Origin of the sequence: Streptomyces sp. NPDC001599 (assembly GCF_042893535.1) — a bacterium.
Lineage (GTDB): Bacteria > Actinomycetota > Actinomycetes > Streptomycetales > Streptomycetaceae > Streptomyces.
In genome coordinates, this window is sequence record NZ_JBIAVA010000006.1 from 44,482 (window position 1) to 67,950 (window position 23,469).

Genomic DNA, 23,469 nt, shown 5'->3' on the forward strand with positions numbered 1-23,469 from the left:
GCCGTTCACCGCTCGGTGTGAACGCGGACCTGTTGCGGTCGCACGATGCGCTCGTCCATCCGGTAGCCGTGCCGCACCACTTCGGCGATCCGGCCGTTCTGCTCGGGGGAGGGCGCAGCGATCGTTCCGACGGCTTCCTGCAGTTCGGGGTCGAACGGGCCGTGGGCGACGGGCATGCGGGTCATGCCGTACTTCTCCAGGACACCCAGCAGTTCCGCGGCGACGGAGCCGGCGAAGACGTCGCCCTGCGCGGCCTGTCGCTCGACCCGGTCGACGACGAGGACGAGATCGTAGAGCAGCGGCTGCACGATACGGCCCTCAGCGGCCTTGCGCGCCTGGTCGAGCTCCGACAGCAGACCGTCGAGGCTGCGGCGGGCCTCCCGGTCGTTGAGCAGCCGACGGCGGAACTGGTCACCGAGCGAGGCCAGTTCGGCACGCATGCCGTCGACCGCGTCCGCCACGACGGCGAACGGGTCGGACCCCGGCGCGGAGGCCGGGGGAGCGGGCACGGGGCCGAGGCCGGGCCGCGGGTCCGGCGCCGGTGGGGTCGGCTCAGCGGGGTGCGGTACGGCCGGGTCCCCCGGCTGGGGCGGTGGCGGCGGAGTGGTCATGAAACTCTCCCGGTCGGCGGCCGTTGGTGTGAAGGCAGCTCGTTGTAGGTGTGCTGCCAACGCGGCTTGATGCCCATCGCGATCGGCAGTCCGAAGAACCCGGCGAGGGGCAGCACGACAAGCGGAAGCGGCAGCACGAGCGCCAGCGCCGCGCAGACGCCCATGACCGAGCCCATGCTCTTGTACCAGCGCCAGGTCCTGCCGAGCGCCTCGCTCGCGTGCACCCGGTACGTGGTCAGCTGGTCGCGGAGTGCGCCGTCCGAGGCACCGACGGCCAGCCCCTGGTCCACGCAGTGCGTGACCGTCGGGGCGCTGTCGGCGGCGGCGATGACGTACCGCTGCCTGGCCGGGTGCCAGACCATGGCACTCTCGGCGCGCCGCAACCAGATCCAGCCGATCTGGTTGCGGACGCCGTCGTGGCCGGGCCGCTCCGTCAGGGCACGTTCGTAGTTGCTGAGCGCCTCGTCGTAGCGGTCGACCCGGTAGAGGCTGTCGGCGGCGGCGATCCGGAGACCGACGTCGGCAGGTGCGAGCTCAACCGCCTTCAGGTGCCAGGGGACGGCTTTGACGTGATCGCCGCGCTGCTCCCACACCTGGGCCGTCAGAGAGTGGGTGAGCGCGTCGTGGGGGAGCAGCGCGCGGGCCCGCTGGAGCTCCTGGAGGGCGTCGCTCAGCTGTCCTTGCTTGGCGTGCAGGGCACCGAGCAGACGCCAGGCCTCGCCGTTGCGCTCGTCGTGGTGCACGGCCTGCCGCAGCTCGTACAGAGCGCCTTCGTCGTCACCCCCGTTCATCAGCCTGCGGGCGTGCCACACCCAATTCCGGACCTGCAGGGTGGGCTGTGGCTGTGGCTGTGGCTGTGGCTGTGGCTGGGATTGGGATTGGGATTGGGATTGGGACTTGGGCGCGGGGGCCGGCACGCGGGCACTCCGGCGCGCCTGCTCCAGTCTGCGGTCGTAGGCGTGGCGCCGGTCGGCGTCGAGGAGTTCCCTCCGCGCCTGGGAGACCAGCTCGACCTTGTCCTCGGCCTCCCGCCGCCTCTTGGCGTCGGGGGCCCGGCTTGCCCGGCTCGACCAGGTGCGGAAGGCCCGGTCGAGCTGCCGGGAGACCTGGTCCGCGCTCGCGGCACGGTCGATGTCGAACTCCGCGTAGTAGTCGGGGACTTCGTCGGTCGTCATCGCTGTCGGCTCCGGCTGCAGAGTCGGGACCTAGAGGGTCGAGACGCGGGCGACACGGTCACTGAACTCGCTCAGCTCGGTCTGACTCAGATTGCCGGGGCGTTCGAGCTCGAACTCGCCGAGCCACTTGCCCGTCGTGCCGTCCTTCACCTCGACGTGGATGATGCCGTCGACGTCGTAGGAGTAAACCACCTCGAACGGCGCGCCCTTCGGGTACTGCGGGATCTCGATGGTGCTCTCCCCGACCGTCTTCACGTACGCCAAGTCCTTGTCGTCGCCCTCGGTCACCTGTACCCGGAACCGTCGCTGCCGGTCGTAGAGGGTCAGGAAGATGTCGCTCCTCTTGGCCGGCACGGGCGTGTTGTGCGGGATGATCACCGTGTTGAACTGATGGTCGTGGTTGTCCAGGTCGGTCGTGACCATGCCGAGGGACTGCGAGGTGACGTCCTTGATGGACTTCACCCTGCCCTTGGTCAGGCGGGCCAGACCGTCGCCTGGGGAGGACTCGACGCTCGCTCCGCTGCCGACGTACTTCCGCTTCTCCTCCGCCTCCTCGGCGCGGACCGAGGCGTCCAGCGCGACCAGTGCGGCGCCGAGCGCGACCACCTCGTCCTGGGCGATGCCGCGCTCCGGCTCCCTGCCGGAGAGCCGCTGTATCAGCTTCGGCACCATGGGCATCCGGGTGGAACCGCCGACGAGCAGTATCCGGTCGATGTCGTCCCAGCCGAGCCGCGCCTCCTCCAGCACGCCCTCCGTGATGATGCGGGTGCGGTCGAGCAGTTCTGCGGTGATCTCCTCGTACTTCTCGCGGGTCACCCGGATCTGCTCGTGGCGCTCGCCCACGGAGAACATCACGACGGCCTGCGGGGCATGGGAAAGGGTGCGCTTGGCGATCTCCGCCTTGTCGCGCAGTTCGGCCTGCTGGACGTTGTCCTCGTTGAGGTCGGGACCGCCCGAGGCCATGAACGCGCCGTTGAGGTGGTTCATCAGCGCGCCGTCCCAGTCGAAGCCGCCGAGGTTGCGGTCCCCGTCGGTGGCGATCACCGTGTAGTCGCCGTTCTCGACCCGCATGACGGTGACGTCGAAGGTGCCACCGCCGAGGTCGTACACGAGCACCGTGCCGATCGCCTCACCATCGTCCCCGTCCTCCCCGCCGCCGTCCGCCAAGGACTGATCGAGGCCGTAGGCGAGCGCGGCCGCGGTGGGTTCGTTGACGATGCGCAGCACTTCGAGTCCGGCGATCCGCCCGGCGTCCTGCGTCGCCTTGCGCCGGGCATCGTCGAAGTACGCGGGTACGGTGATCACCGCCTGCTCGACGGGCTCGTCCAGCATGAGTTCGGCGTCTTCCTTGAGACGCTTGAGCAGCAGAGCCGAGATCTCCTCGGGCCGGTACGGCGTGCCGGACTCCGAGTGATAGATCGGGTTGGTCTCCCCCATGTAGCGCTTGGCGAACTGCACCACGTGGTCGGGAGCCGTGGCCGCGGACCGCTTCGCCTGGGATCCGACGACCACGGTGTCGCCCTGGAACATCACTACGGACGGTGTGATGTTCTCGCCCTCCCGGTTGCGGACGATGGACGGAGTTCCCGCCCGGTCCGCGACGGCCACGGCGCAGTACGTCGTCCCGAGGTCTATGCCCACCACACGCGCCACCGCTGAATCCCCCTTTTGCACGTGACCCTGCCAACAAACTCATCATGCCCATTCCAAGGCCGCTTGACCGGCGTTCGGTGAGAGCCGGCTGAGGTTTCGGCCGGCCCGCGGCGCGTCCGAAACACATGCCGGCGCCGGCACGACCAGTGCTCCGGCACCGACCCTGAGCGACATGCCGTGCTCGTCGAACGGACCGGCGCGGAGGACACCTCGGCAGACCAGACCGAGGAACAGGACGATCAGTGAGGCGCGCTATGCGGGTACCACCCGCATCCCCAGGCCCCGTACCCGGTAGATGCACGTGTCGTCGCCCCACAGCGTCGCGTCCGCCACGGCATAGGGCCCGCATGCGTCCGTACCGGTCTCCACGATGTCCATGTCCACCCGGATCAGCCGGTTGGCGGGGGTGATCTGGCCCCGGTACGTCCACACCGTCTCCCGGCCGGGCAGCACCGGATCGAACCGGGGGTGGACGATCCCGTCCGCCGCGCCGCCCTCGATCAGGTGGTACTGGAGCAGCTGGCACATGGCCTCGACCCCCAGCGAGCCGGGCTGTACCGGGTCCTGGAAGAAGTGGGCCCGGAAGAACCAGGCGTCCGGGCGTACGTCCTTCTCCGACCGCAGCCGGCCGAGCCCCGCGCTTCCGCCCCTCGGCCAGGAGCCCGTGACCCGGTCCAGCATCAGCAGCATGCGGCCCGGCAGGCGCGGCTCCCCGGCGCAGTAGCGGGCGGGCCGGGCGGCCAGGTCCACCACTCGGTCGCAGGGCTCGTCGAGACGGGCGCGCTCCTCGGCCCGGACCGGGAGACCTTGCTGGTCGTCGAACGCCGACCGGGGGAAGTAGCCGAAGCCCGTGGTGAGTTCGGCGAGCGGCGCGTCGTCGGCCGTGCACACCACCCGGAACGACTCGATGATCATGTCCCCGCTGCGCGAGAGACGGGTCAGTTCGGCCCGGGTGCGGATCGTGCGCGTCCCGGCGGTGACCTCGCCGGTGAGCGTCTTCGCTCCGTCCAGATTGCGAAACAGCAGATCCTGCTCGCTGGTCGTCGCGCTGCCGATGTACGAGGCCAGCCACCCGCAGGGCTGCAGCGCGACCTCCATCAGGACCGCGAGCGGCATGCACCCGGAAGGGTTCTGCTCGAAGTACCACGCCCGGTCCGGTACGTCGTACTCGGCGACGACGACGCTGCCCTCCCGCATCCCGCCCTGCACGCCGTCCACCGAGACGATCCGGCTCATGAAGTGGTACGGCGGCCCGGGCAGCCTGGCGACCCTGCGGGTGCCGTCGAAGGGCTCGTACATGGTGCCGAACGCCTCGCTGGGCCTGCCCCAGGCGCATGCCAGCAACGACGCGTAGTCGAAGCGGAACCCGTCGGCCGCGACGGCCACCGCCCTTTCCTCCCGGTGCCCGGACAGCCCGCCGAGCCGTGGCGGCGGCACCGGTGCTCCGTCCTCCTGCACGGCGGGCGGACCCGAGCCCCGCCACTGCGACAACGGCCAGTCGGGTACCAGCCGGAGCGCCATACCGCGCCCCAGGAACGCCTTCCTGCCGTCCACCGACCCGAGGACATCGGCGTGGAGCGTCGGCACCGGCCCGGCCGAGACGCCCCGGACGAACACCTCGTAGACGACCCTCTGTGACTCCGGGGTCGCCTGGCCCCGGCACATGGCCCGGGACGGCTGTGTGTCGACCGGCTCGAAACGCCAGCCGTCCCGGTCGACGGTGTGGCCCGAGGCCGTCAGATAGAAGGCCATCGCCTGGAGACCGCCCTGGAGCATCAGGGTGCCCGGCATACAGGGGTCGTTCTTGAAGTGGCCGGTGAAGAACCAGTCGTCCGGCGACACCGGCGTCTCGGCACGCAGATACCCCCGGCCCCACGGCCCGCCGACGGGGTCGAACACGGTGACCTCGTCCAGCAGGCGCAGCGTCTCCCCGTCGAGCAGGGGCGTGCGCACATGGGCTGCCGTCGCCTCCCAGCCCGGCCCGAAGCACTCCGCGGGCGACCCCTGCGCCAGGGCCCGCACCCGGTCCGTGCCGAAGCGGGTCCGCTCGCAGCGTACGGCCGGAGGGTCGAACGGCAGGTCGTCGCCGGGAGCGTGCTCGGCCGGGTCCCAGCGCACCCCGCCACTGGTGGCCAGCTCGGCGGCGGTGAAGAACCCGGCCTGGCCCTCGCGGACGCTGAGCCGCAACTCACCGTCCACGTAGCAGTCGTAGTGGAAGAAGGCCAGCCGGACCCCGTCCGCCTCCGCGTGGCCGTCCACATGGATCTCGAAGCGCAGGGTGTCGCCGGGGCGGGGCGGGCCGCCGTGGAACGTCACCTCGCAGCCGAGCAGGCGGTAGGCGCGCTCGCCCCGGTTGAGCAGGTCCGCCCCCAGCCAGCTGAGCAGCAGCAGATCGGCCTGCCCCGCCTCGATCAGCACGCCGGCCGGCATGCGTCCCGTCGCGTCCAGGTACCAGCTGTCGGTCAGGACGTCGGTCTCCGTCCAGATCCGCCCGTCCGTACGGACCGGCCCCGGCAGGACGAGCGCCGCGGGCACCGCGTCGATGGCGGTGACCCGGTCGGCGAAGAGCATGGGCGGTCCGGGCATCCGGGTCTGCACCGCGTACCGGTCCTGCTCGGCGAAGCGCGGACCGAACAGGGCGGAGATCTCCCCGGAGGCGAGGTACTCCAACTGCGCCCGGTCGAACAGCGGCCTCGCCCCCGGAACGGGCGGCGCGCACGGCGGTCGTACGGGGAGGGCGCCGGACGGCGGTGCGGAGGCAACACCTCCCGACTGCAGGGACGCGACGCCTCCCGACTGTAGGGACGCGACGCCTCCCGACTGCACGGATGCGACGCCTCCCGGAGACACCGGGGCAACGTCTCCCGGGGGGAGGGGAACCGCCGCGCGTCCGGCGTCCGCCCGGCCGCCCGCCGCCAGCGCCGTGACGGCCAGCGCGGACACGTGCAGGAACCGCCGGTGGGCCTCCGCGTGCGCGGCCATGATCTCCTCGTGCACCAGGGCGGCCCGCCGGCTCTGCCGGGCGAACGCGCCCGCGACCGCCGTCGTCCCCGGCGCCCGGGACGACGGGTCGGACAGCCGGGCCACCGGCCCCACCGCGGCGGCGGGTACGGCGGCGACCGGGGCGCCGGGCCGTTCCGCGGGAGCGGGCTGCTCCGGCACCGGCACCAGCTCGGGGGCCCGGGGCAGAACGGTCACGGCGGGCTCCAGGGGCGGCAGGCAGGGCGTGGGAGGCACGGCGACGGTGACGGTCGGTCCGGGGGCCGGGAGACCGGTGGCGGCCTCGGCGAGCCGGGCGGTCAACGCGTCGGCCCGCACCGGCACTCCGGCCACCACGAGTTCGCCGACGGCCAGGCACAGGTTCCGCAGCCCGGTGTCGTCCGGGGTGTCCAGCGCGACGGCCACATGCTCCCGGTCCCCGAGGATCCGCTTGATCCAGCCGGTGCACAGCCTCCGGGGGCCGTGCTCCACGAAGACGCGGACACCGTCCGCCCACGCCCGCTCGATCGTCGCAGCGAAGTCGATCGTGCCCAGCCCCTGAGCGGTGAGCGCTTCGGCGGCCCGCTCGGTCGTCGGACGGTACGCCCGGCCGGTGGCCCCGCTGTAGAACCGGACCCCCGGCACGTCGACCGTGGGGCGGCGGTGGGCCTCGCGCCACACCTCGCGAACCTCCGCCAACTCCGGGGCGTGGGCGGCCATGTCGTAGTCCAGCTCGATCGCCCGGTCCACGCCCAGCCGGGTGACCACGGCCGCGCACGCCCCGGACTCGCCGCCGACGACGCAGACCCCCGGCGCGTTCACCGCCATCAGATGGACCGCCCGCTCCCCGGCGAGCTCCGCGCGGACGGCCTCCAGCGGCGCGGCGACCAGATAGCTCGACCAACGGTCGCCGCCGATGCCGCGCTGCCGCCAGTAGCGCCGCACCGCCCGCAGCTCACCGGTGAGTTCCGTGGTGAACAGCCCGCTCTCCCGCGTCGCCTCGTACAGCCCCGAGGCGTCCGGCCACGCGCCCAGCGCGACCAGTGCCGTCGACTCGCCGGAGGAGTAGCCGATCGCGGCGTCCGGCCGCAGGCCCAGCACCTCACGGCTGAACATGGTGTGGAAGACCGCCAGTTCGGCGACGGACCAGATCTGGTCGAGCACCCCGGGCCCCGCCCCGGAGCGCAGCCGCGTCCCGATCGCCCGGTGCCTCGCACGAACGCTCTCGCCCAGCGACGGGCACGCCAGCGTCAGCGCGTGGCCCATCCCGGGGTACGCGGCCGAGCCGTTCGTGTACACGAAGGCGGTCTCTCCGCCGACCGGCGCGTCCCGGTACAGGACATCCGCCGGCCGGGTCCCGCCCTCCGCCAGCCAGCGACGGGCCGCTTCGCGGCGCTCCGCCCAGGCGGTGCCGCCGTCCGCCACGAGAGCGAGGCGGGCCGGTCCCGCCGAGGACTCGGTCCCCGCCTCCAGTGCGGCCAGCACCTCCGCGCGGTCCGCTCCGGAGAAGACGCGCAGGCGCGGGGCGGACCCCGGCAGCCACGGCCGGGGGTCCCCGGCGCGCAGCCGGACGCTCATAACCGGCCCCTGCGCCGGTACGGCGACGGCCCGCGCGGTGTGGGCGACGGCCGCCGTGTCGGCGGGCGCGTCGGGGCGGGGGACCGCGCGGTGCTGGAGCGAGAGCGCCGCGACGGCGACGGACACCAGCCCGGATGCCGCATGGGCGCGCCCGAAGGCGGACGCCGGATCGAACCCCGCGTCCGGGCCGTCGCCGACGACCATGTCGGGTTCGTCGCCGGCTTCCTCGTCCAGCACGGCGACAACGGTGTCCCCGTCCCGGCGGGCGGCCTCCAGCGGCTTGAGGACCAGGACGACCGCCGCGTCACCGGGCTCCACACCGGGAGCGGTCTCCCGCAGGGCGGCCCGGTGGACCGCCTCGCAGGACAGGTCGGTGGCGCCGACGAGCGCCGCGTCGACCTCCCCCGACCGCAGGGCGCGGGCCGCGGTCTCCAGCGCCACCAGCCCGGACGCCTCCTCGGCGGACACCGTGAAACTCGGTCCCGCCAGGTCCAGTTGGGTGCTGATGCGGTTCGCCGCCAGGTTCGGCATGCTGCCCACCACCCCCTCCGCCGTCATGGGCGTGGTGAAGGCGTCCCGGGCGAGTTCCGCCGACGCCGCGGTGACGGGCACACCCGACTCCTGCAACCAGTGGGGAATCCGCCAGCGCGCGCCCGCCCGGGCCACCTCCGGGTCCACGCCGGTACCGATGACCACCATGGTCCGCTCCCGGGGCAGGCTCACCGACCGGGCGGCCTCCCGGGCGGCCTCCAGCACCAGGAGCTGATGGCGTACGGTCCGCTCCAGGGCCAGCGGGGGGAAGCACAGGCCCGTCAGCCGCACGGCGATCTCCGCGACCGGGCCGCGCCGTTCACCGCCCAGCACCGCCCGGCGCAGGTCCTCGATCGACGTTCCCTGCCCGACCCGCGCCCCGATGGCGACAATCGCCACGGGTACCGCGCATGCCCCGGGCGTACGGTCTCCCGGCGCACCGCTGTCGGCTGCCGCGGCCGGGGTGTCCGGCGCGTCGGGTCCCGGAACCGGGGCCTGCGGTGCCCCGTCCGCCGGTGCGGCCCGCCGCGCCGTGGACCGCGGTCCGTACGCCGGCCGGGGCACGGAGGGCGGGGGAGCGTCGTCCGGGTCGTCGAGGAGCAGGTGGGCGTTGGTCCCGCCGAACCCGAACGCGCTCACCGCCGCCCTGCGGGGCCCCGCCCACTCCTCCGGCGTGTCCAGCACGCGCAACGGCGTGCCCGACAGGGCGTCCAGCGGGTGACGCGCGCCGAGCGTCGCCGGGCGCACCCCGGCGCGCATCGCGCCCAGCACCTTCAGCAGCCCCGCCACGCCCGCCGAGGCCAGCAGATGCCCGATGTTCGACTTCGCCGAACCGATCGGCAGGTCGTCGGCGGCCCCGAAGACCCGGGCCATGCCCCGCGCCTCCACCGCGTCGCCGACCGGCGTTCCCGTCGCATGGCACTCGACGAGCGACACCGACTCGGGAGCGACGCCCGCCGCCTCGTACGCCAGGCGCATCGCCCGCACCTGGCCCTCCTCGGACGGGCTGATCAGACCGGACCCCCGCCCGTCGTTGGACAGCCCCACCCCGCGGATCACACCGAACACGGGGAGCCCCGCCGCGCGGGCGTCGGAGAGCCGCGCCAGGGCGACGAACCCGGCGCCCTCGCCGTGCACCAGGCCGTCCGCGTCCCGGTCGAAGGGGCGGCTGCGCCCCGTACGGCTCGTCGCCGACAGCCCGCAGAACCCCACGTGCAGGTAGAGAGGGTCGGGCCGGCTGACCGCACCGGCCACCATCAGGTCGGCCGTGCCGTCGTGCAGGCGGTCGCACGCCAGCTTGACCGCGTACAGCGAGGAGGCGCAGGCCGCGTCGAGGGACCACGCCCCGGCCCCGAGCCCCAGCGCGCGGGCCGCGAGCAGGGCCGGGAGGCCGGAGGAGAAGCGGTTGCGGGCATCGGGGCGGGGGTGGCGTCCACCCGCCAGCAGCGCGTCGCGGAGCGCCGGGCGCTGCGCCGACAGCCAGACGTGTTCGGCGAAGGCTGCCCCGGTGGGGGTGGGGTACGACAGGTTGCCCAGGATCAGCCCGCCGCGCCGCAGCGGTGTGGTGCGGCCCGCTTCCGCGAGCGCCTGCCGTACCCCGTACAGCACCCAGTGGAAGAGCGGGTCCAGCGTCGCGATCCGCTCCGGGGGGAGGAGGAAGCCTTCCGGGTCGAAGACGGATTCGAACCCCTCGACGTACCCCCCGATGTCGGTCCAGGTGCGGTCGAGGTGGTCGTCCACCGTGCCCATGACCCGGTGGCGCGGCAGCCGCCACCGGCCCTCCGGGGCCGCCGTCAGACTCGTACGTCCGGCGGCGACGTTCTCCCAGAACCCGTCCGGGTCCAGTGCGCCGGGCAGGACACAGCCCCGGCCGACGACGGCGATCGGTTCGAAACGCATGCGGGTCTCACTTCACGGCGGGGTGGAGAGGGCGGGTTCGGACGGGGAGGGAGAGTGCCCGGTCAGGAGGGGCGGCTGACGAGTTCGACGCCGGTCAGCTCCAGCAGGACCGACCCGCCGGGGCCGATCAGCGCGGCGTCGCAGCGTGCCCCGGTGTCGTGCGCCTTCCGTCCGCGCACCACACAGCGCACGGCGTCGTCCACCGGGCCGCGCCGATACACCCGGCACTCCGCGACGGCCATCGGCAGGGTCGCAGTGCCGAGAACCTTCTCGCCCCAGAGCAGCGCGAGTTGCAGCGCGCCGTCCACGGCGGCCGGATCCAGCGGACCGTGCCCGCCCGGCCAGCCCAGGGACCGCATCCCCGCGACCGTCGCCTCCGCCCCGTCCTCCGACACACCGCGCACTTCGCGCAGGGCGTGGAACCGGGGGCCGTGGAAGAGGACGCCCCCGTCGTACGGCGCGGTCACGTCGAGCGGCTTCAGGTCCGCCGGAGTGTCCCAGGAGGACGGGCCGGGCGCACCGTCGCCGCTGTCCACGACGGCACGGAAGTACGCCGGGCCCTCCTCGCCCCGCAGCTCCGCCTCCAGCCCGGCCGGGGAGCCGGGCGCGCCCCGGCTGCCGAGCACGGTGAGCCGGTGGCCCACGCCTTCCAGGTCCGGCAGGTCGTACTTCCGGTACACCCGCAGATCACGCAGGACGAGCCGCCCCTCGGCCGGCAGCCAGGCCGCCGCGGCGCCCGCGAACCAGTTCAGGACCAGCGCCACGGGCAGCACCGGGACACCGGCGGGAGCGTGGTCGGCCAGCTGCGGCAGGGTCTCCGAGCTGACCAGCACCTGTGCGCGCAACCGCTCGTCCGCGGCGGCCGGCCCGTCGCCCGCCGTGAGCACGACACGGGCCTCGCCGGCCGCACCGTCCAGTTCGGCGGTGCAGGCAGCGGCCCCCTGGGCCGGGGGGATGAGCGGCACCCCGGACCGGCCGAAGTGCGCGGCCAGGGCCGGGGTGACCATGCCGCCCCGCCAGGGTCCCCAGGCCACGCAGCGCACCAGGCAGCCGGGGCGGCGGGCCTGCTCCGCCGACGCGACCTGCTGAAGGACCTCGTTGGCCATGGCGTAGTCGCTCTGGCCCGCGTTGCCGAACACGGCGGCCACCGAGGAGAACAGCAGAATCGTGTCCAGGGGATCGTCCGCCGTCGCCGTCAGCAGCGCCCGCAGGCCGTCCACCTTCGTGGCCATGACCAGCTCGGCCTGCTCGTCGGTCTTGTCCGCGATCCGCTTGTCGGCGAGCACACCGGCCCCGTGCACGATGCCGGTCACAGGCCCCCACGTCGCGCGCACCTCGCGCAGTGCCGCGGTGAGGGCTTCGGCGTCGCGGACATCCACCCTGACGTACCGGGCGGGCGAACCGGCGGCCTCCAGCCCGGCCAGCGTCGCCCGTACTTCGCGGGCGGCGAGAATCCTCCGGGCCTCCTCCGCGATCCGGGCGGGCGAGGACCCCTCCGCATCGCGGGCCCGCTCCGCGAGCAGCCGGGTGAGGGCCCGTTCGTCGGTGGCGGATGCCAGGCCGTCGGGCTCGGCGGCGGCCTCCGTCCGTCCGAGCAGGACGATCCGCGGCCGGTGGGTCCTGGCCAGGTCGAGCAGCGCGGCGGCGGTCACCCCGCGGGCGCCGCCGGTGGCCACGATCACGGAGTCCTCGCCGACGCGCGGGGCGCCGCCGGGTGTGAGCGGGCCGGGCACCATCCGCAGCAGGGCGCGGGTGCCGTCCGCGCGAAGGCCGACCTCCGTGTCGGCTCCGCCTTCGAGCAGTTCGGACACGATCGCGTCGGCGACCTCTTCGTCGTCCCGCCCGCCCCGCTCGCAGTCGAGGACCCTCACCCGGGTGTCCGGCCACTCCTTCGCGGCGGTCCTGGCCAGTCCGGCCGTCCCGCCCAGCCACGCACGGCCGGGCGTGTGTCCGCCGAGCCCGAAGTCGCCGCCGGTGTCCTGGACGGTGACGAACAGGCCGCCGCCCCCCGCCGCCCGCGGTGCCATCGCGCGCGCCGCGCGGAGCGCCGAGCGGTGGACCTCCCGGGCCTCGTCCGGTGTGCCGTTCGAGGAGAGGCCGCCGAGGTGGATGACGCCGCGCGCTCCCTCCGGCACCTCCACCACGGCGGTGGCGTCCACACCGCGCTCCGCCAGCTTCCGGGCCACGAGGCCGACGACCGGGCACCCCGCCACGTCCTCACCGCTCACCACGACCGGTCCGTCCAGCAGTCCCGCCGTGGCCAGCCCGGACGCAGGGGACTCCACCATGCGCGGCACCAGCCGGGTCAAGGGTGTCCACCCGTCCGCCGCCGCGTCCTCGGCGGCCCGCCCTGATCCACCGCCCCGGACGGCGGGGGCATCGACGGTCGTGGAGATCGGGGCGTCCTCGCGAGCCTTTGCCGGGGAGGGCTCGAACGCGTCCGCGCGGGGCGCGGGCACGGCAGGGACGTCCGGCTCCGGCGCGGGCCCGGCGGTCCGGGCGCCGGAGGCGAGTGCCTCGGTGATCTCGCGCAGGGTACGGAGCTTGCCGAGCCGTCCGGCGTCCCCGACCGCCACGTCGCCCACCCGGCGGCGCACGGCCGACAGAATCTCGACCCGCTTGATGGAGTCGACGCCCAGGTCCGCCTCCAGGTCCATGTCCACGTGCAGCATGGCGGTCGGATAGCCGGTGAGCTCGGCCACCACCGACAGGAGCAACTCCTCCAGCTCCGAGGGAGACAGCTCCGAGGGAGACAGCTGGGAGGGAGACAGCTCCGGCGGAGACAGCTCCGACGCTGTTCGGCGCGGTGCCGACGCGTCCCGTGCCGGCGGTTCGGGCGGTAGCGCCGGCTCCGGAGCCGAGGGGCGCACCGCGTCGCCCGCCGGAGGGGCGCCCGCCTCCGGCACGCGCCACGGCGTCGCGGACCCGGGGACCGCCGCAGGAGCCACCGGGGCGGCGGGAGCGACGGCGGGAGCCGGCGCCGCCACCGCGGCCGGTACGTCGAGCGGGCCGGCGGAGCGGGGGAGCGGCAGCGGAGCGGGGGCTGCCATGTCCGGGACCGCGCCCGGGACCGGCGCACCGAGCAGCGCGGCCAGGGTCGTCTCGGTCATCCTCAGGAAGGCCATGTGGCTGTCCGTCAGCAGGCGTTGACAGGCGAGGTGGGTCTCGGCCGTCTGCCGGTGGATACTCTCGACGGCGGGCTGCCGGTCGTCGCCGATGACCGGGCGGGAGTCCACCGGCGTCCTTGCAGGGTGCGACGGTGCGAACTCCTGCTGCGAGGCCGCGGCAGCCGGCACGTACACCGGTGGCAGTGGCACGTCGACGGGGGGCCGCGGGGGCAGGGCGGCCTCCGGTGCCGGGGCGGCCTCCGGTGCCGGGGCGGCAGCCGGTACGGCGTCGGGGCGCGGCCCGTGGTCCGGGGCGTGCGTCGGTTCGACGCGCGGGGTTCCGGAGGGCGGGAGCTGACCGTAGTTGGCTCCACTGATCTTCACGGTCATTCGGGGCTCGCGCTCCTTCGCTGGTGTTCCGGGCGATGCGTAGGGGGTCCAGAGGGGGGTGAGGTCGAGGGGTACGCCCCGTACGGCGAGTTCGCCGAGTGCGGCGTGGAAGGTGTCGGTGCCCGCCCCGGCCGGCCGGTCCATGGGCACTGCCGCATGCTCACGGTCGCCGAGGATCTGCCCGACCAGGCCCGTGAGCGTGGCGCCCGCGCCGACCTCCACGAAGGTCCGCACCCCCGCCGCGTACATCGCCTCGATCTGGTCCTGGAAGAGGACCGGCGAGGCGAGGTGATCGGCCACTCGGCGGCGCACCGCGTCGGGGCAGGAGGGGTAGGGCGCCGCGTCCGTGTTGCCGTAGACCTCGATCCGGGGTTCCGAGAACGTCACCGTGCGCAGGTGGGCGGCGAGCGGCTCGACAGCCGGGGCGACCAGCGGGCTGTGGAAGGCGGTCGACGCGGACAGCCCGCGCGCGGCGATCCCCGCGGCCGAGAAGGCGCTCCTCGCCCTTTCGACCGCCGCCGCCGAACCCGAGAGCACCGTCTGGCGGGGCGAGTTGTGGTTGGCCGGCCAGATGTCGTCGAAGTCCCCGTCGGCCAGTACCTCCGCCACGCGTACGCGGTCCGCCGCCACCGCCAGCATCGCGCCCGGGGTGGCTGACGCCTCCCGCATCAGCTCGCCGCGGCGACGCGCCAGCCCCACCAGCGACTCCGCGTCCAGGGCGCCCGCGCAGTGCAGCGCCACCAGTTCGCCGAAGCTGTGGCCCGCCACGCAGTCCGGTTGCAGCCCCAGTTCCCGCACCACGGCCAGCAGCGCGAGCGCGTGCACCGCCAGCGCCGGCTGAGCCCACTCGGTGGCGTCCAGCAGGGCCGCTCGGGCGGCGCGCTCCTCCTCGGTGAAGGCGGGCGGCGGGAACACGGCCCGGTGCAGGGGCCTTCCGTCGAAGCGGGTGGAGCCCAGCCGGTCCCACACGGCCTGCGCGGCCGGGGCCAGCATCGCGAGCCCGGCCCCCATCCCGACGTACTGGGAGCCCTGCCCGGGGAACAGGAAGCCGATGCGGCCGGGTGCGGGCTCCCCGTACGCGTACCGGATTCCGGAAGGGGCCGAGAACGACACCTCGGGGCGCCGCCGGATGAGCGCGAGCGCCTGCGCGTACTTCTCCCGCAGGTCATCGGTGCCGGTGGCGACGACGGCCAGCCGCACCCGGGCGGTGGGCGAGAACGCGGCGTGGCTCTCCCTCGCCAGCTCGGCCAGCGGCCGCCCGTCCTCCGGCAGTCGCTCCACCAGGGCGGACGGCGAAGCGGCGCCGAACAGGACCAGCTCGCTCGACGCCGTGCGGTGGCGCAGGGCAGGGCGGCCGGCGGACTTCGGCGCGGGGCGCGCAAGGGGGTCGGCGTGCGCGCTCGACGACGGAGCGGGCACGGCCGGCGGGGTGTATTCCTCCAGCGTGACGTGGAAGTTGCTGCCGCCGAAGCCGAAACTCGACACCGCCGCCCGGCGCGGATGACCGGCCGGCCGCACCCATGGCCGGGCCTTCGTGTTCACGTAGAACGGGCCGTCAGGGGCGGCGGCCGCCGGGTTCGGCCGTTCGACCTTGACCGTGGGCGGGAGCACCTTGTGGTGGAGGGCCATCACCGCCTTGAGCAGCCCCGCCGCACCCGCCGCGCACTTGGTGTGCCCGATCTGCGACTTCACCGAGCCGATCGCGCACCACTGGCCGTCCGGACGTCCCGAAGCGCCGAACACCGCGTTGAGCGCGGCCAGTTCCGCGGTGTCCCCGGCCTTCGTACCGGTGCCGTGCGCCTCGACCAGCTCCACGGTCTCCGGCCCGTAGCCGGCCTCCTCGTACGCGCGCCGCAGGGCCCGTTCCTGTCCCTCGGGCAGCGGGGCGTAGATCGCTGTGCTCCGGCCGTCCGACGAGGTGCCGATGCCCCGGATCACGGCGTGGATCCGGTCGCCGTCGCGCTCCGCGTCGGACAAACGCTTCAGGGCGTACATCACGACCGCCTCGCCCAGCATCGTGCCGTCCGCCGCCTCCGCGAACGGGCGGCAGTCGCCGCTGGGGGAGAGCGCGGGCGTCTTGGAGAAGCACAGGAACATGCCGACGTCGTTCCCGGTGTCCACGCCGCCGCTGACGACCAGGTCTGCCCGGCCGAGGGACAGTTCCCCGACCGCCGTCGACAGAGCGGCCAGCGAGCTTGCGCAGGCGGCGTCGGTGGTGTGGTTGACCCCGTGCAGATCGAACCGGTTGGCGATCCGCCCCGCGACGACGTTGCCCAGCAGCCCCGGGAAGGTCGACTCGCGCCACGGCTCGAAGCGGGCGGCGATGCGGTCGCACACCGCCTGCGCCTCGGCCTCGTCGAGCCCGCTCTCACGCAGCCCCGCCAGCCACGCGGGGCGCTGGGAACGCCCGTACATGTGCGGCAGCAGTTCGAGGGCGGCCGCCCCGAGGACGACGCCGGTCCGGTCCCGGTCGATCCCGGACGTCCCGCCGGCGTCCTTCAGCACCTGGTCGGCGACCATGAGGGCGAGCAGCTGGGAGGTGTCCGTGGCCGGCAGATTGGCGGGAGGCACCCCGTAGGCCATCGGGTCGAAGTCCACCTCGGGAAGGAAGGCGCCCCGGCGGGCGTACGTCTTGTCGGGGGCGGCCGGGTCCGGATCGTAGTGGTCCTCCACCCGCCAGCGGGAGGCGGGGACCTCGGTGATCAGGTCGCGGCCGCCGGTCACGATCCGCCAGTAGCCGGCCGCGTCCGTGGCGCCCGGAACCAGCGCCCCCACGCCGACCACGGCGACGGGGACCTGGCGGGGGGTGGAGCCGGACATGGTCTCTCCTCGGGGGCGGGCGGCGGCGGACGGTGCTGCGGCGGCGCCGCTCATGCCAGCTCGCGCGGCGTGCAGGTGAACGCCTCGGAGGGCAACGGAACGCCGTATGTGCGCAGTTGATGGGCGCGAGTGAGCGTCGCGGCCCCTTCCAGCAGGTTGAGGGCGATCTGCGTCACGGACCGGTGGGCCGGTTCCGCCAGGAAAGTGCCGGCCACCCACCGGTTGAACGCGCCCATGGCCGGTCCGCACCAGATCTGGTAGTCGGCCCGCCGAGCGCTCTCCCCGGTGATCGCCCACCGGCTGGAACTGCCCAGGTACCAGCGGAAGACCAGGGCCATGCGGTGCCGCGGGTCGGCCTCCGCACGGACGGTCTCCGCCGGATCGCGCTCGTCCCAGAAAGCGCGCGTGCGCTGCCAGACCTCCTCGAACGGGGCGCCCAGCACGTCGCGTTCGATGACGGTACGCAGCGGGGGCGGGATCTCCTCCAGCGAGCCGTGGTCGCGGTAGGCCGTGTACAGGCGGCCGGCCCGCCGGGCGAACATCGTGCCTCGCGACAGCACTTGCAACTGCACGCCCAGCTCGAACATGTCGGCCGACGGCGCCATGGCGACATCGGCGACGTCCGCGTCGCACAGCATCGCCTTGGCCTCGTCGGACAGACCGGCCTCGACCGCCGTCTGGTTCACCGAACCGGTGACCACGTAGGACGCGCCGAGAGCGAAGGCGGCGGCCACCGCGTCCGGGGTGCCGAGGCCCCCGGCCGCGCCGAGGCGGACCGGTCGCCGGTACCCGAACCGCCGGCAGACCGTGTCGCGCAGGGCGGCGATACGCGGCAGCAGGACCGGTAACGGCCGGTTGTCGGTGTGCCCGCCGCTGTCCGCCTCGACGGTGATGTCCTCGGCCACCGGCACCAGGGCCGCCAGGGCCGCCTCCTCGCGGGTCAGGCTCCCGCGCGCCACAAGAAGGTCCAGCAGAGCGGGCGGAGCGGGGGCGAGGAACCTCTCGGCCACCTCGGGACGGGAGAGTTTCGCGAGCAGCCGCGTACGCCGGACGACGGCGCCGTCCGCACCCCGGCGCAGGCCCTTCGCCGAGCACAGGACGACCGCCGGGGTCAGCTCCATGAAGGCCGACACCGAGATCCGGGGGACACCGCACCGCAGCAGAAGCTCCGCGACCCGCCACTCCAGCTCCGGTTCGGCCGGTGAGTGGATGAGATTGACTCCCCAGTTCGTACGGGACCCCAGCTCCTGCGTCAGGGAGCGCACAGCCCGCTCCACCTCCGGGAGGGGCAGGCCGCCCGCGCCGAAGAAGCCGATCATCTCCGCCCGCGCCATCGCCGCGACCATGCCGGTGGTCGCGATGCCGTTCGCCATCTCCCCCGCCACATAGGGGAAGCGGACGCCGTGCGCCTCGCAGAAGGTCCGGCCGCCGAGCCACTCGGGGTACAGCGGCGGCAGCGTGCCGAGCACCGGGCCGGCGGGCGGGGACCCGGTCGCCAGGCCCAACTCCCGGCCGTCCGGGCCGCTGACGACGTGCACGGGTTCCCGGATCAGCCGGACACGGGCGGCGATCCCCTCGGCGGAGAAGACCGGCGGGCGCGCGGCAGGGGCGCTGGGAGCGGCGAGAACGGACACGGAAGCTCCAACGGGACGGGACGGTTGCTGCTGGTCGGGCGGGTGCCGACGGCGAGGTACGGGACGCTCAGGCGCAGGGGACGGGCGGAGGGGCGGGTGCGGTGTCCGGGGGCCGGGGGAGCACCTCGCCCCTCGGGGACAGTCCGGCCCACAGCCGATCGGGACCGACCGGAGCGCAGACCGCCGCCGGACCGAGCCGGGTCCGCACTCGGGTGTCGTCGAACCGCCGCCGGTGGGCGAGGTAGGCCGTGATGCCCGGGTAGAAGTCGATCAGGGTCTCCAACGCCGAGGGGTCCTCCGGCTTGGTGTCGACCAGGTCGATCGAGAGGGGGACGAGCCGTTCCAGCAGGGCGACGAGGGTGGGCACGGGGACGTCGCGGTCATGGACGACGTGGTACGTGTCGACCCCGCGTGAGGACGGCAGTTCGGACAGCCGGACCATGACGTCGGCCGCGTGCTCCACCGGCAGCAGGTTCAGCCGGCCGTGCGGGTGCCCCACCGTCCGTACCCGGGGCCGGTCCCCGGGGCCCGGGGACCCGGGAGCGCCGCGGGCAGGACCGCCCGGAGCCCCGGCGGCAGGGCTCGTGGCGGTGGGTGGCGCGGCGACGGCCGCACGTCGGGCGTCGCGCAGGATGCGCTCGACGACCTGCAGCGGGTGCGACGGCAGCTCCGGGTGCGGGGGCACGTCCGTGACCAGGACGCTCGGCCGCAGCACCAGGGCCGGTCGCCCGTGCTCGCGGGACCAGGCGTGAACCAGCAGCTCCGCCTCGTACTTGGACTGTTCGTAGGCGTTCTCGAAACCGGCGCCGTCGTCCAGTTCGTCCTCGTAGGCCACCCCGGTGCGCCGCGCGCCGGCCACGAACGCGGTGCTCACATGGCGCACCACCGGTTCCGCCCGCCCGGCGGCCGCCAGTTCCAGTACGTGGCGGGTGCCATCGACGTTGGTCCGCCGCAGCTCCGGAAGGTCCCCCTCCAGATGGATGCTTCCCGCGCTGTGCCAGATCCCGCCGAGGCCGTCGGCCAGCTCCCGGAACGCCCGTGCGGACAGGCCCAGCCGGGGCAGGGCCAGATCGGTCTCCACCACCCTCAGCCGCTCCGGCAGCCGTGCGAGGAACGCGCTCGGCGCACCCGTCAGTTCGAGGGAACGGGTGATGCGGTGCAGCGCGTCGCCCGAACCCGCGTGGGCCAGGACCGTCACCGACGCGTGCGTGTCGAGCAGACGACGTAACAGGCGCAGTCCGAGGAATCCGGTGGCGCCGGTGAGTGCGACGTGCACGAGCGTGGCTCCCAGAGCGGTGAGAAGGGCGGTCCCCTGCCGTGCGGGGCGTGCGGAGGCGGAGCACCGGCGGGCGGTGGACCGGAAGCGGGATCGACGGCACGGCGGCGACCGTCCCGCGGCGCGGGTCGTCGTCGACGATCGCGCCGAGCACGGTCGGGGACGATCGCACCGCGCACGGTCCGGATCGTCCCGCCGGTCCGGTGCTGCCGGTGCCCACCGGCTCTCCCGACGCCCGTCCTGGACGGGTTCACCGGGCCTTCGAACCCTGGTGATCTCCGGCGCTCGCCACACAATGGCAGACGGCGGACGGAACATGCCCGTCGATCCGCCCTGGTCACCCGAACGGAGGATGTCGCTCCACCGTCGGTGCCGCCGCAGCACGCCGCTCGGGGACCGGTCCCTCTTCCGGTCCCTCTTTCGGGGGAACTCGTCACGGTACGCCGGGTTCACGCCCTCGCGGGCCGCGCCCCGGGACACGGCTGCGCGCGCCGGGCGCTCGGGCCCGCCGGGGCACGGAAAACCGAGGCCGGGAGGTGCGGAGAACAGGCGCCGGCGACCGCCGCGGAACCGTCCGGCAACCCACCCGCGGAGCCGGGCCGGTCCGCCGCGGCCGTCCGGCGCCGTCCCGCTCGCCGGGCATCCTGGTGGGCCGCCGGTCCCGGCAGCGCGACCGGCCCGGGTGGGTTGGGGTGGCCCGGCCCGCCGGCTTCCCCGCCCTTCGCGCGCTGCCGTACCTCCGTCCCACCACCGGTGGTCACCGCGACCGCCGTCGGCCCGAACGGGAGCCCGCACCCGCATGCCCGATTCCGAGCAGTCCACCGTGTCCGCCCCGCCCACCGCGCCCGCGGACCCCTCCACGGGTTCCGCCCGGCCGAAGCGGTCCGTCCCCCTGCCCCGTCATCCCACCCACTCGGTCGACCGCGCGTTCCTCGACCTGGAGCGCCGCCGCCCCGAGGTCCGCTGGGACGCGGGCGGTGTCGCGTATCTCAGCGGTCCGCCCCCGAGCCTGGCCGATCTCCGCGCGTACGTGGCGTTCCGGCTCGGAGAACTGCCCCTGCTCACCAGCCGGGTGACGGAAGGCAGGCGGCCCGGGTGGCAGCCGTCCGAGGACTTCTCCGTCGACCGGCATGTGCACGAGGTGGTGGCCGACGGACCCGCCGGCTGGGACGCCGCCCTGCACAGCGCGCTCAACGCCCCGTTCGCGCCCGGCGCCTACTGGGGGGTCTGGCTGATCCACGGCCACGAACCCGACGCCTACGCTCTCTGCTACCGGTTCCTCCACGCCTGCCAGGACGGCTCGGCCGCCGCCATGACGTTCCGGGCGATGCTCGGCGACGGGGAGCCGTCGGCCCGTCCGCTGCCGGGCGGGAGCGGCGTGGCCGGCGTGCCCCGGCGGTTCGGCGCGGCCGTCGCGCTGGCCACGAGGTTCCTGGCGCGTACCTTCGCCGTGCGCGCTCACCGCCCGGACCCGGCCTTCGCCCTTACCGGTGAGCGGCGGCTGTGGCGGGGGCGGGTCCCCGTGGACACCCTGCGGCTGATCGGCGCCGGACGCGGAGGCTCGGCCCACGACGCGCATCTCGCCGCGCTGGCCGGGGCGTTGTCGGTGTGGGCGGCCCGCTCCGGTGTGCCACTGCCCCGGGTGACGGCCGTACTGCCCGTCGACGCGCGGCGGTCCGTCGAGGAGCAGACCTGGGGCAACCGGTGCTTCGCCCTTCCGGTCGACCTGCCGGTGGGCCCCGTCCCGGACCGCCCGGACGGCTCCCCGGACGAGGAGGCGCCGCTGCGACGGCTGGACCAGGTCGTGGCGGTGACCCGGAAGCTGCGGGGCGACACCTGGCGACAGGCCGTTCAGGACCTGGTCCGCTTCATGCCGGACCGTCCCACCGCGTGGTACCTGCGCAGGATGCTGTCCCCGCGCGTCACCAACGTCATGGCCACGTCCATGCCGCTGGCCGAAAAGGGCAGCCTGGGGGAGACCCGGGTGACGGGGACGGCCCTGCTGCCGCTCCTCGTGCCGGGACACCTCTGCGGAGTGGGGCTGTCGTTCTTCGGCGACTGGGCGGAGGTGTCCTTCGTCGCGGACCGCGCCCTGCCGCTGGGCGAGCTGCTGCCGGAGCTGTGGGAACAGGCCGTGCGAGAGCTGGAGAAGAGCGTGCAGCGGGGCTGAGCGGGTGTACGGGCCGGGGCGCGGGCTCAGTGCCGCCCCGCTCCCGTACGCGACCAGCCCTCCGCCCCGGTACCGGGGCGGAGGGCTCGTCACACCGTGTCGGACACCGGAGCGGGACGAGGCGCCTCGGGGCGGGGAGCGGCTGCCCGGCGCGCTCGGCGCCTGCCCGCCCGCAGCTCCCGGCGAAGGGCTCGCCGGTAGGTGCGGATGTCGATCTCGATCCCGTGCCGGTAGGTCTGTGCGTAGACCTTGTCGTGCCGCTCCCGCGCGCGGGCGATCGACCGGGTCATCTCCGCGGGCGTCGGCAGGAGGACCTCCCCTTCGATCAGGTCGGCGATCCATTCGGCCTGCGGTTCGAGCAACGGGAAGGCCGCTCCCGCCGGTTGTGCGAGCCCCATGAAGAAGAGCCCGGGGAGCCGGGGCGGCACCGTGCGCAGATACAGCTCGGTGCGGCCCTCCGGCGCGGCGAAGACGGCGGGGTCCAGGAAGGGGAAGGACAGCGAGTACCCGGTGGCGTACACCACGTCGTCCACGCTCTCGCGGCTGCCGTCCGTGAAGGACGCCGAGTCCCGGCCGAAGGAGCGGACGCCGGGCTTCACGGTGACCGCGCCCCGGGCCAGCTGGACGAGGAGCTCGTCCGAGGTGGAGGGATGGGCGGCGAGAGGCCGCCGCACCGGTGCGGGAAGCCCGTAGAGCGCGGGGGCGCCACGGACCAGCCGCAGCATGAGTGCCATCGCCGGGTCCTGGAGGAAGCGGGGCAGGGCGGCCGCTCTGCTCACCGCCCAGTGGTCCGCGGGCCGCCCGAGCAGCATCTTCGGGAACACGTGCGCCACGGCGCGGGCCGAGAGGAAGGTCCGCGCCGCCGTACGGGAGATCTCCGCCGCGATCTCGCACCCGGAGTTGCCCATCCCGACCACGAGTACCCGCCGCCCGGCGTACGGCTCGGGGGAGCGGTAGGCGTGTGCGTGGACGGCGGAGCCCTCGAACTCCCCGGCCCCGGGCACGGCGGGGTCCGGAAGACGCGGGTCCCAGTGGTGCCCGTTGGCCACCACCACCTCGGTGTACCGGCCGGTCTCCGACTCCGGCGCTCCTCGGCTCCGGCGGGTGACCTCCCAGCCGCCGCCCTCCAGGGGGCGCACGGAGGTGACCTCCGTGCGCAGCCCGATGTGGCCGTGCAGCCCGAAGGTCTCCGCGTAGCTCTCCAGGTAGGCGAGGACCTGGGTGTGGTGCGGGAAGACCGGGTAGGACTCCGGCATCGGCAGCGAGGAGAAGGACATGCTCTCCTTGGAGATGTTCGCGTGCAGCGACGCGTACACCCCCGACATGCCGTTGTCGTTGCCGTAGCGCCAGAGCCCGCCGATGCCCGAGCCCGCCTCACAGCAGTCGAACGGGATGCCGCGCGAGGCGAGGACTCTGCTCGCGGCCAGGCCGGACGGGCCGGCTCCGATCACGCACGTTCTCCGCATGGCCGACCGGCCTTTCACGTCAGATGGGTACGACCGCTCCGGGAGCCCGGTCACCGTAGCCACCGCCACGGCAGCCGAGGCGGTTTCGGGCAGGCTTCCCGCCGCACGCGTGACGGACCGGCGCCAGGTTGACGCCGTAGGGCGGCAGCTCTTCCCGGCTGCCGTTTCCCCCGCCCGGCC

Annotated in this window: 9 protein-coding genes; 1 reads left to right on the top strand and 8 read right to left on the bottom strand. The window is 74.3% G+C overall.

All coding sequences use genetic code 11. The features are described 5' to 3' along the window. Window positions 1–5: 5 nt before the first annotated feature. The 7 genes from grpE to ACFYZ3_RS17290 all read right to left on the bottom strand — a co-directional run bounded on the left by grpE (window position 6) and on the right by ACFYZ3_RS17290 (window position 19,653). Window positions 6–611: a nucleotide exchange factor GrpE gene (grpE, locus tag ACFYZ3_RS17260; RefSeq protein ID WP_388517964.1), complete on the bottom strand. Its 606-nt coding sequence runs from the start codon at window positions 609–611 to the stop codon at window positions 6–8. After that, entirely contained in the window at window positions 608–1,786 is a 1,179-nt protein-coding gene (locus ACFYZ3_RS17265) for a tetratricopeptide repeat protein (protein WP_388517967.1), read from the bottom strand. Before ACFYZ3_RS17265 ends, grpE begins: the two co-directional genes overlap by 4 nt. A 30-nt stretch (window positions 1,787–1,816) precedes the next feature. Continuing rightward, on the bottom strand, window positions 1,817–3,439 hold the full coding sequence (locus ACFYZ3_RS17270; protein ID WP_388517970.1) for an Hsp70 family protein: 1,623 nt from the start codon (window positions 3,437–3,439) through the stop codon (window positions 1,817–1,819). Window positions 3,440–3,691: 252 nt separating this feature from the next. Beyond that, window positions 3,692–10,426 (bottom strand): beta-ketoacyl synthase N-terminal-like domain-containing protein, encoded by a 6,735-nt coding sequence (locus ACFYZ3_RS17275; protein ID WP_388517973.1) that lies wholly within the window; start codon window positions 10,424–10,426, stop codon window positions 3,692–3,694. A 62-nt stretch (window positions 10,427–10,488) separates the two neighbouring features. Beyond that, window positions 10,489–16,743, bottom strand: a complete 6,255-nt coding sequence (locus ACFYZ3_RS17280) for an SDR family NAD(P)-dependent oxidoreductase (protein ID WP_388517975.1) — start codon at window positions 16,741–16,743, stop codon at window positions 10,489–10,491. Between the two features lie 50 nt (window positions 16,744–16,793). Then, window positions 16,794–18,377, bottom strand: coding sequence for a PfaD family polyunsaturated fatty acid/polyketide biosynthesis protein (locus ACFYZ3_RS17285; protein ID WP_388517977.1), 1,584 nt, complete (start codon window positions 18,375–18,377; stop codon window positions 16,794–16,796). A gap of 67 nt (window positions 18,378–18,444) precedes the next feature. Continuing rightward, window positions 18,445–19,653 carry an SDR family oxidoreductase gene (locus ACFYZ3_RS17290; RefSeq protein ID WP_388517980.1) on the bottom strand — a complete coding sequence of 403 codons (1,209 nt, stop codon included), beginning with the start codon at window positions 19,651–19,653 and terminating at the stop codon, window positions 18,445–18,447. An 823-nt stretch (window positions 19,654–20,476) separates the two neighbouring features. Here ACFYZ3_RS17290 and ACFYZ3_RS17295 point away from each other — a divergent pair. Beyond that, window positions 20,477–21,823 carry a hypothetical protein gene (locus ACFYZ3_RS17295; RefSeq protein ID WP_388518733.1) on the top strand — a complete coding sequence of 449 codons (1,347 nt, stop codon included), beginning with the start codon at window positions 20,477–20,479 and terminating at the stop codon, window positions 21,821–21,823. A gap of 89 nt (window positions 21,824–21,912) precedes the next feature. Here the strand turns inward: ACFYZ3_RS17295 and ACFYZ3_RS17300 are convergent, their stop codons facing one another. Beyond that, window positions 21,913–23,274 (bottom strand): NAD(P)-binding domain-containing protein, encoded by a 1,362-nt coding sequence (locus ACFYZ3_RS17300; protein WP_388517983.1) that lies wholly within the window; start codon window positions 23,272–23,274, stop codon window positions 21,913–21,915. Window positions 23,275–23,469 lie beyond the last annotated feature (195 nt).

Coding starts and splice junctions, on each gene's coding strand:
- ACFYZ3_RS17280 (WP_388517975.1), bottom strand. CDS start 16,743: ATGTCCGGCTCCACCCCCCGCCAGGTCCCCGTCGCCGTGGTCGGCGTG.
- ACFYZ3_RS17275 (WP_388517973.1), bottom strand. CDS start 10,426: ATGCGTTTCGAACCGATCGCCGTCGTCGGCCGGGGCTGTGTCCTGCCC.
- ACFYZ3_RS17265 (WP_388517967.1), bottom strand. CDS start 1,786: ATGACGACCGACGAAGTCCCCGACTACTACGCGGAGTTCGACATCGAC.
- grpE (WP_388517964.1), bottom strand. CDS start 611: ATGACCACTCCGCCGCCACCGCCCCAGCCGGGGGACCCGGCCGTACCG.